Below are 10201 nucleotides of genomic sequence, written 5' to 3'. Positions count from 1 at the left end.
CATCCATTATCGATTTCGCCGGCATAGCGAATTTTTCGTTATACAATACAATCAGATTATCTATCTGTGTGTATGCGCTTTTAACATATTGCATATTGTGGCATTGAGAACAGACTTCTTGCATTTTTGCCCTTCGTGACTTCCATGGCAAAACCGACTCTACCGTTTTATTATTGTGCATGGATCCTGCTTCCGGAAGCGATGGATCTTCTCCCAAGATGTCCTTTTTGCTGCCGTCAGTGTATATTATCATGTTGAGCTTTTTTGAAATCGGTGGCCGCAGCGTCCAGGATATTCGTTCACCCACGTCGTGTGTGACCTCTTGATTCCCCGCTGCGCTCATGTGACATGATGAGCAGGTAGGACCGGTGAAATACTCTATCCCCGCCCGCCATTCCTCTGCATCTAAGTTCATATTCTCCCTGTTCGCATGGTATAGAATCCCGTGTTTTGATTCGTTCCATACTTCGATTTGAGGATGATCAGGACCGAGATGGCATTTTCCGCAGGCTTCAGGCTGCCGCGCTTGCCTGACACTGAACTCGTGCCTGGCATGACACGCGGAACACGAACCGAGCGAACCGTCCGGATTTATTCTTCCCATTCCGGTATTGGGCCAGGTATCCGCAGTCGGTTTCCCATTTTCATCGATAGCAACGATAGAACCATGACACTGACGGCATCCCGACACTACTGCGGGTTGTCCCCCTATGACTTCTCCGAGAAAGTTATCGAGAGATCCGAGGATCTGTGCGGCTTTAGCATGATGTGAGCCCCTCTGCTGTTCGTATTCGGTGTCGTGGCATTCCGCACAATCGAGCGGAGAGACTATTACAGAGATATTAGAACCATAATGCTCGAAAGCGTCAACATCATTTTTTTCGGCTGAGTGACAATCGGTACATGATATATCGGCTTCACTATGCTTCGAGCTCTTCCATTGGCCAACTATTCCCGGCGTTTCTGTCGCATGGCAGGTAACGCATTCTTCTTCATCTCCGCCGATAGAAGAGACAGGAAATAATATAAAAGTGAAAATGACTGTTAATGAAAATGTAAAGATTGATTTCGCCAATTTAACCTCCTTGATTTTTATGAGGAGATATTTATCCTTAATGTATAGATAATACCACCAAATATAATCACTTCCAGCGTATTGAAATTTAAACTACTATGTCCAAATTGACAATAATATTCTTGCTTCTGCCGAAGAGATCGTGATGCGGTTGGGAAATGTATTACACGGCTAATATTTCAACCGATTCAGGTATGATTTAATGATATTTTTCTAATTTCGGAATGCGTTATTTAATAATGTTATTACTTCATCAATCGAGAACGGTTTTGGTAAAAACCCTGCAGATTTGTTTATTACCGAATCGCTCAACTCATCCTGGACATACCCTGAAATAAATACAAACGGCGTATTTTTATTTTTAGTACGTTCAGATTCATATAATTCAAGCCCGCTTATCCCGGGCAGCTTGATATCACAAATCACCAGTCCGTAATCGTTTTTCGCTAAATACGGCAGTGCGTCCTCGGCACTCTTTACGGCATCAACTTTGAATCCTTGCTTCCTTATGATCCTCGACAATAAACGAACTATTACATGATCATCGTCAATAAGTAGTACTCTCTTGATATCAGAACCTAACATGTTGCTGGAATTTTCTATATCAATAATTCGAGTTCGTCCTACGTATGACTTGGTTTTTATTGTATCCAGGTTTTCTAATTTGTTAACTAATTCTGACATTCTCGCCACTTGTTCGGAGATTCTCCCTGCAAGGTCTTCCCTTTCAGCTAATTTATCAACAGGCAGAAGCTCCGATATGATCATCAGAGCCTGGAGCGGCTGATTGAACTCATGCGCTACTGCCCCTGCTAATTGTTGAACAGCTTTGAGCTTCTCTTGTTTGCTTATCAATTCGATGTCTCTTAACTGCTTTTCCATCCTGTGTTTATAGAGAACAATTTCAACGGCGATTTTAAGCTCGTTCTTTCTGATGGGCTTCAAAATATAGCCGTATGGTTCGGTAATTTTGGCTCTCTGGAGCGTTTCTTCATCGGCGTACGCCGTAACGTAGATGAGCGGAATATCTCTTTTTTCATGAATTTTCTCCGCTGTTTCTATTCCATCCATGGGTCCCTTGATCTTTATGTCCATCAGTATTAGATCAGGATCCGAGTCTTCAACTATTCTGATCGCCTCCTCTCCGGAGGACGCGATGCCGCATACCTTGTATTTCAAAGACTCCAAAGTTTGTTTGGTGTCTTCAGCTATAATCCTCTCATCTTCGACGATGAGTATTTTAACTTCACTCATTTATTATCATTCTTTCTTCATATTTTGAACTTGATCTTATATTCCGTACCACCCTTGGTGTTTAGCTCAAGATTACCGTTAAGTTGTTCTGTCAACATCTTGACTAATTTTAGACCGAGACTGTTGCTCTCTTCAACTAAAAATCCTGAAGGTATTCCTTTTCCGTTATCACGCACACTTAACTCGAAATTATTTTGCTCTGATGAAAAAGTTATCGTAATCTTTCCCTTTTTAGAACCGGTAAAGGCGTGATGAATCGAGTTGGTTACGAGCTCAGTGACTATCAATCCGAGAGGAATTGATGCGTTGAGATCGAGGGAGATCTTCTCGATTTTTTGAGAAATTTGTATTTTGCTTCTGTCTTCAGCATAGGTTTGAAGAACATTATCCGTCAGCATCGAAATGTAGCTCGGGATGTTTACTTCCGCGAGGTTTTCAGATTGATACAAGCTCTCATGAATCAATGACATAGACAATGATCCTGTTTTTAGTTTCTAATAATTGTTTCGCGGTTTTCTTATCCTTGATGCCTCTCGCCTGTAAATTCAGCAGACTGGAAATCACCTGAAGATTGTTTTTTACTCGATGGTGAATTTCTTTTAGAAGGACTTCCTTCTCCTTGAGGGACTTTCGTATTTTTTGGTCTGCAATCTTGCGTTCTCCGATATCTTCAACCATAGCAATACCGTAAACGGGCTTACCTTCATTATCTAATAGTATAGAGGAAGTCAAATTAGCCCATAGTGTTTCACCGCTCTTTTTTAAATATCTCTTCTCTTGTTGATAATAGGAAATCTCTCCATTAAATTGACGTTCAGCCACATCCTTCGTTTCGTCTAAATAATCCGGATGAGTAATTTCCATAATAGTTCTACCCAGCAGCTCTTTTTCCGTATATTCCAACATTGCGCAAAATCTCTTATTCAATTTTAATAATTTTTTATCGGTTCCCACTATCGCCATACCCAGGGGACTTGCTTCGAAGATTTTTCGGAATCGTTCCTCGCTTTCAACTAAAGATTTATTACTGCTTTCCAGCTCCAACGTTCTTTCTTTTACTCGATCTTCTAAGACAGATTGAGCTTTTTCCAACTCAGATTGTATACGGAGCAACTCTGAAATATCCCTTATCACTGATATGACATGACTGATCTTTCCGTTTTCTCTTAAAAAAGAGACTGTGATCTCTGAATCAAATGTATTTCCGTCCTTTTTCATTAACTTCTGCTTTATGTAAACAACATCCTCGCCTTTCTTAATAGCCTTTTGCAATGTTTTCCCAAACTTTTTATAGTCCTCTTCTTTCTCATAGAGCATCTTAGTTGAATTCCCGATACATTCTGATGCATCATAGCCGAAAACAGATTCTATTCGAAAATTGACCCTCTCTATTACCCTTTCAGGTAGTTTCACTATGAAGACCACATCGCCTAACGATTCAAGTAACTTATCAAAGTGATTCATTTCCCTTTTCAGAGTTTGTGTCGCTTCTTCTAATTCAGTTATGTCTTGAATAGTTCCTACAGAACGTATCGCTATTCCTTCGCTGTCGAATATATTTTCTGATCTTTCATGGACAATCCTGATATCACCATCAGGTCTAAGAACCCTGTGAATTGACTCATATGGCGTTTTGTTTTCTACTGATCTGGCATACTTTTCGGCTACCATTTCTCTGTCATCGGGATGGATTGCCTCGATAAATGCTTCATATGTGGCTTCAAACTCTTGTGGGGATAATCCGAAAATTCTGTATACCTCATCCGACCAATTAAGCTTATTGGTTCGAATGTCTAAATCCCAACTTCCCACATGAGCCATTTCCTGCGCTTTATTGAGGTTAAATTCACTCTCTTTCAGAGCCTCCTCTACTTTCTTTTGCTCTGTTATATCTATAGACATTGATCCAAGGAGCTTTTCTTTTCCGTCTTTTGTTGAGATAGGAAATTTATATGACATCCAATAAGACAACCCGTTTGAGGTCGGTACAATTTCGGTAAGATTTTTTAATTTCCCGGACTTGAGCACGTCCAGATCATTCCACCTTATATTTTCCGCGACCTCCGGGGGAAGGAAGTCGCTGTCACTCTTCCCTATCCAATTCGTTTCATCAATTCCGATTACATCTTTTACACTCTTATGGAATCCTTTGCTTGTATAAATGTATGTTCCTTCTTCATTCTTTATGAATGCAGCTCCGGGAACGTTGTCCATGAATAAAACAAATCGCTCTTCACTCTCAGCCAAGGATTCTTCATAATTCTTTCGTTCGGTGATGTCTCTTCCGATAGAGTTTGAAAAAAGTAGAGAGCCGTCTTTATCATAGTGATTGTTAATTGTCCACAGCATATGAGAGACAGTTCCATCTGCGTGAATGAGGCGATTTTCTAAGGTCCCGCTATCGGTTCGGTTCTCTGTTTGACCCAATATTATCTTCGCCGTTTTATCTCTATCTTCCGGATGCACACAGTCCAGAACCGGGTATCCCGCTGATTCTTTACCCGAAAGACCGATAATTGGATTCCATGCTTCGTTGGCATAGATGATCTTCCCTTGATTATCAATTTGTACTACTAAGTCATCCATCCCTTCTATGAAATCTCTAAACTTTATCTCATTCTCCGAGAGCTTTTGCTCATACTGCTGGCGCATTTGAATCATCTCGTTGAAAGCGTTCGAAATCTCCATGACTTCCCAATCGGCATGTTGTAATTTCAGTATGTGGTTTATTTCACCTTTTCCGTATTCACGCATGGAGTTAGTTAAAATATTTAGCGGTCTTGTGATTCTCCTGTTTAATATCCCCGATATTATCAACCCAAAGAGCGCTACACCCAATGTTACAAGATATATAGATCGCTTGACATCGCGTACCCGCTGCAAAAGATTCGATTCGTTCATTCCCAAATAAACATGCGCCGGAAGCCCTTCTATTAGGGAGTTTTCAATTTCAAGAACTTCAATTCCCCCAAAATTATACCTCACAATCTTATCCTTATCGGGATGAGTTTGCTTCTCCAATTTATGCGCCAGGGCTTTTGGAAAACCATTCTCGAATGTGTGCATGAATAGTTCGTTTTCGAAACCAATAATGTAGATGTATTCAACGTCCGGTGATTCTTTCACGAGTGATCGCGCAAATTCCTTTACGGGAAGGATTTCACCATCCAATACGTTTTGAACAATTTTATCACTGAATGATTTTACTATTACGGTAGCTTTTTCTTCTAAAGATCTTTCCATCTCACTGGTTAAGATCCTGCCGCTGAGCCAGGCAGATAACCCGCCTACTGTCGAGATTATGATTGCGAGAAAAATAGATATCTTTATATAGATCCTCACTTTGACGGCTCCTCATTACTATTTCCAATCGATCCTAAATTTCTTGCCCATTTTATCAAACCGGTTGAATCTCTTCCATTTGGTTGAAATTCCAGAAGAGCAATCCCCGCGTTCCTACAACGTCGTAACCTCCCTTGGTCACCGAGTTGGCAGTCTCGCCGTGTGAACCCGTCCAGCCATAATCTTGTAAATCCCCTAATGATATTCCATTTTGTATCAAAATGATACGCTGATTTTCACTTTAAATCTTATCTTTTTATAGATATTCCCTAAAACTTTATCTTCCCTTCACTATTAACCCGTAAATAGAGCCTATTATTATCCCGTACACTGTCAATAGTGCAAAAGTCGTGCCTGAAATACCGGATGCGTAGTTCAGAACGGGAACGGATTTGAGAAGTTTTCAGTAGGAACTTAAATCAAACAACGCAGATACTTGATTTACCAACTCTCTTTTTTGATTCTTTCAGAAGGTATACCTATCTCATTGAGATATGCGATCATCGTTTCCAAGAACATGGGTTTTGGTTCGACCCCGCTTTTCTTAGCCTCTTTTTTCTCAAAAGAGCTGACTGCCGGACCGCATATGAATACCGATGTCGAGGAGACGTCTTCAATGGCGTTCTTAACAAATTCGATATCGGGTCTCCCGATTCGAATGCCCTTATTCAGGAGCATCTCGTTCTCCTCGCGCGTAATGGCATGCAGAACTTTAATTCTCCCGGGATATTCTTTTTCCAAGTCGAAAAATTCATCCCGGAATATGATGTCATCCCATGTCTTGTTCGTATATATCAGAGTGTGCTTCCTCGTCGAGCCGTTAATAAGCTCATCTTTGATTATGGAAAAATTCGGTACTATTCCGCTTCCTGCGCATATATGAAGCACGTGATCCGAGCTGTTCTCGATTTTTTCATCGATTACATACGAACCGGTGAATCCCTTAATTATCATTTTAGCGCCTACAGGAATTTCGTAAGTAAGCAGCGGCGAAATAAGAGGCGGATAAGGCGTGTCGCCCGGATAATACAGGCTTTCCTTGACGGTAAAAGACACGTGTTCTTCATGGGGAGCGCTTGAAAGCGAGTATGCACGGGGAGGTTCCTTTTTTCCTTTTTCAACTTCGAGGTATCTGCACCACCTGTCAAGAACGGGAAATTGATGCGGATCGATCGTCAGGAATTGTCCCGCTTTATATTCCGGTGTCCCCTCATCTGAAGAGAGAACGAGTGTTGCGCTGTCCGGAGTTTCTCGAATGACATCCGAAACTATTACTTCTCTTTCTCTTATCTTTTTCGTCTTTTTATCGGGAGGTTTTTCTTCCAATTTTAATTCTCCGAATGTTGTTTACAAAGGATTACGCGTAATTAAATCCGCTACCCGCCTGTATAAGTTATTTTATAAACCTTTCCCTGATAGTCATCTGAAACGAACATAGATCCGTCGGGTGAAATTTCGACGTCCACCGGCCTACCCCATCTTGTTTCGTCCGGCATCAACCATCCGGATACAAAATCCTCTATCGAAACGGGTAAACCGTCCTCCACCCGGACTCTGACCACCTTGTACCCTGTCTTCTTAGATCGATTCCAGGAACCGTGAAATGCTATGAACAGATCCCCTCTGTATTCGGCAGGGAACTGACCGCCGTTGTAAAATCTCATTCCCAGAGGCGCCGAATGAGCCTGCATATCAAATACGGGAGCAATAGTCTCATCACATAGAGAAGGATCATTAACATATTCCGGGTTCATTATCCCGTCGCCGTAACAATAAGGCCAGCCGTAATGCTTTCCTTCGGAGAGGATATTTATCTCTTCAGGAGGTAAATCGTCTCCGATACGGTCTCTCCCGTTGTTGGCTGCCCAGAGCTCCCCCGATTCAGGGTGGAATGCAAGAGCAACCGAATTCCTCAGACCGCTTGAAAATACGGTTTCACCGCCGCCGTCCGGATCATAGCGCACAACCGCCGCCCGCCGTGGATCGTTTTCCTCGCATACGTTACAGGATGAGCCTATCGAGACGTACATCATGCCATCAGGTCCGAACGCCACCGTTTTCGTAAAATGCCCGCTCGTGGGAAGCCCCGCAACGACTGTTTCTCCGGCTGCGTCGGCTATTAGATCATTATTGTCGTCCCTGAAACGTGAAATCTTGTCCGATTCCCCAACATAAACATAACCGTTATAAAAAGTGACACTGTGCGGACTTTGCAGTCCTTGTGCGAAGACGATGTTTTCATCGGCTTTCCCGTCCGAATTTCTATCCGGCAGCACGATGATCTCACCGGCTATTAGCGAGCAGACGAATAGATCGCCCGCCGGGGAAACTCCCATGCCCCTCGCTTTCCCGAGATTCTGTGCGAATTCGGTTATTACAAATCCGGGGGGAAGGATCAAACTTTCAAGAGAAGTCGGTTCATTTGTCGATGTGCCGCCCGAGCAAAATATAATAAGCAAACTCATAGGGAGATAGACGGCTTCTTTGCAGGCTTTTGACATCTTTCTAAATTTTTTCGATTCGGACTTTAAAGTAAACTTTCGACGCATATTCACCTTAGTTTAATTCACGCAATATACTTCAATAAGAAGCAATTGTCAAAAACATGGATTGAATGGTTTGATAATACGCAGTTATCCGGCAAACTCCGGATAACCCGCACTCAAATCCGTCGGGGTGGCGGGGCGACACCCCGCTCCCAAGGCAAGTGTGCTGACCCGACTGCGCCGCACCCCGAATTTGCAGCTGTATTAATCACCTTTGACCTCTCACCATTACCCTTTTATACCGGACATCGCAATTCCTTTGGAAAAAGATTTCCGAAAGAAAAAGAATAAAATCAGAATCGGCACAGTCAACAGTACGGCGCCGGCAGTCTGGATACCCGGATATGAATTGTATTCCCCCTTTGTAAATAAGCCTAATAATGCGCTCAGAGGCATCAAGTCGTAATCCTTGGTGACAATAATATACCACAAGAATTCATCCCAGGTGCTCATGAAGGTAAAGATGGCTACGATTGCCGTAACCGATTTAGATAAGGGAAGCATCACGGAAAAAACTATTCTTAGTTCCGAGCAACCATCTATTCTGGCTGCGTCAATCAGCTCCTGCGGAATAGTCTTATAGAATTGCGTATAAAGAAAAATAGCCCAGGCGCTTACCATGAACGGAGAGAACATGCCCTGGTATGTATTTATCCATCCTAATTCCAACATTAACAAAAAACGCGGGATCAAGAACAGAATTGCCGGAAACAGCATTTGGAATAGGACAAAACTATTTAAAAAATCTCGTCCCCAAAACCGTAATCGAGCCAGCGCATAACCTGTAATCGAACCAACAAGCACAACAGAAAAAGTGGCTATCGAGGATACAACCAAACTGTTGAAAGCTGACCTTATGAACGGACTGCCGGAACCGCTTTGTCCGGCTGAAAACATCATATAATAATTTTCCAGAGTGAAGCGTGAAGGGAAGAATCTATTATAGATTTCCGATGGAATCTTGAACGAAGCCAGAATCATCCAGATGTAGGGAAAAACCATGACGATCAATCCCAAGCAGAGAAGAGTATAGACGATGACCAATTTGATTGCGCGTGGCTGTTTTTTACTTTTCTTATCCCGGATTACGATCATGTTACGTCCCTTTCCACTGTCTTCCTTATCACGAAGACAAACGCGAAGCTGATAGCCGCTACAATAATTGCGAAGCTGGACCCATAGCCGGCGTGCAGCGCAGTGAACGTTTGATGATAGATTTGCATAACAAAAGTCTGTGTACTGTCAAGCGGTCCGCCACCCGTGATCATGTAAGGTTCCGTAAAAATATTGAAAGACAACATGACGGCGAAAATCAGAACTATGGTAAATGAGGGGCTAAGAAGCGGAACGGTAATCCTAAAAAATTGTACCCATTCACTCGCCCCGTCGATTGACGCAGATTCATACAGAGTTTTCGGAATAGCCTGTAATCCCGCCAGGAAAATCAAACTATAGTAGCCCAGAAATTTCCAAACGACGATCAGCGCGATAGAAGCCATGGCGATATCGGGGTCGGAGAACCACGGGATCGTTATATTTATTTTACTCAGCCATGTATTGATAAGTCCATCTCCGGAGAAGAGAAGACTGAAGACGATGGAATAGGCAACACCTGCAGAGATATAGGACATCAAATATCCGGTCGCAAAGAAGGCTTGCAAAAACTTAATCCGACTGAGTAACAATGCTACTCCAAGGGCAGAGACAATCGACAGCGGGACATATACCGCCATAAAATAAAGGGAATTTTTAAATGATATCCAGAATAACGGGTCATATAGAACCCCCGTGAAGTTACTTAAGCCGATAAACTCCTTTTCGGGAGAAATGATGTTCCATCTTTTAAAAGCAATAACCAACCCCCACAGAAAAGGATACAACCAGAAAATAATTGTGTGAATAACGTATGCGGCTATAAGCCCCAGACCTGCTAATTTACTCAATTCTTATCCGGTAAATGCGTTCATTTTACTTTTAATTAAGA

Annotated in this window: 9 protein-coding genes; all 9 read right to left on the bottom strand. The window is 42.4% G+C overall.

Annotated features, from left to right (window positions below; translation table 11 throughout):
• On the bottom strand, positions 1-1075 hold a 1075-nt coding region (locus IID12_08140; protein MCH8289057.1), incomplete at its 3' end, for a cytochrome c3 family protein.
• A gap of 213 nt (positions 1076-1288) precedes the next feature.
• Positions 1289-2329 (bottom strand): response regulator, encoded by a 1041-nt coding sequence (locus IID12_08135; protein MCH8289056.1) that lies wholly within the window; start codon positions 2327-2329, stop codon positions 1289-1291.
• A gap of 17 nt (positions 2330-2346) precedes the next feature.
• On the bottom strand, positions 2347-2799 hold the full coding sequence (locus IID12_08130; protein MCH8289055.1) for a sensor histidine kinase: 453 nt from the start codon (positions 2797-2799) through the stop codon (positions 2347-2349).
• Positions 2783-5671, bottom strand: a complete 2889-nt coding sequence (locus tag IID12_08125; protein MCH8289054.1) for a PAS domain S-box protein — start codon at positions 5669-5671, stop codon at positions 2783-2785. The genes IID12_08130 and IID12_08125 overlap by 17 nt, the downstream gene beginning before the upstream one ends.
• A 55-nt stretch (positions 5672-5726) precedes the next feature.
• On the bottom strand, positions 5727-5891 hold the full coding sequence (locus IID12_08120; GenBank protein MCH8289053.1) for a hypothetical protein: 165 nt from the start codon (positions 5889-5891) through the stop codon (positions 5727-5729).
• A gap of 221 nt (positions 5892-6112) precedes the next feature.
• Positions 6113-6997, bottom strand: a complete 885-nt coding sequence (locus IID12_08115) for an oxidoreductase (GenBank protein MCH8289052.1) — start codon at positions 6995-6997, stop codon at positions 6113-6115.
• Positions 6998-7047: 50 nt separating this feature from the next.
• Positions 7048-8220, bottom strand: coding sequence for a sorbosone dehydrogenase family protein (locus IID12_08110; protein MCH8289051.1), 1173 nt, complete (start codon positions 8218-8220; stop codon positions 7048-7050).
• 225 nt (positions 8221-8445) lie between these two features.
• The gene (locus IID12_08105) at positions 8446-9312 is read right to left on the bottom strand and encodes a carbohydrate ABC transporter permease (GenBank protein MCH8289050.1); all 867 of its coding nucleotides are present in this window, start codon (positions 9310-9312) and stop codon (positions 8446-8448) included.
• Complete coding sequence (locus tag IID12_08100) at positions 9309-10160, bottom strand: sugar ABC transporter permease (protein MCH8289049.1); 852 nt, start codon at positions 10158-10160, stop codon at positions 9309-9311. The genes IID12_08105 and IID12_08100 overlap by 4 nt, the downstream gene beginning before the upstream one ends.
• Positions 10161-10201 lie beyond the last annotated feature (41 nt).

The organism is Candidatus Neomarinimicrobiota bacterium, from assembly GCA_022567655.1.
GTDB lineage: Bacteria > Fidelibacterota > SORT01 > SORT01 > SORT01 > JADFGO01.
This window is presented reverse-complemented; position numbering and strand designations above follow the sequence as displayed.

Bases quoted from the DNA above. Each gene is read 5' to 3' on its own strand.
- IID12_08110 (MCH8289051.1), bottom strand. From the start codon at position 8,220: ATGCGTCGAAAGTTTACTTTAAAGTCCGAATCGAAAAAATTTAGAAAG.
- IID12_08135 (MCH8289056.1), bottom strand. From the start codon at position 2,329: ATGAGTGAAGTTAAAATACTCATCGTCGAAGATGAGAGGATTATAGCT.
- IID12_08105 (MCH8289050.1), bottom strand. From the start codon at position 9,312: ATGATCGTAATCCGGGATAAGAAAAGTAAAAAACAGCCACGCGCAATC.
- IID12_08130 (MCH8289055.1), bottom strand. From the start codon at position 2,799: ATGTCATTGATTCATGAGAGCTTGTATCAATCTGAAAACCTCGCGGAA.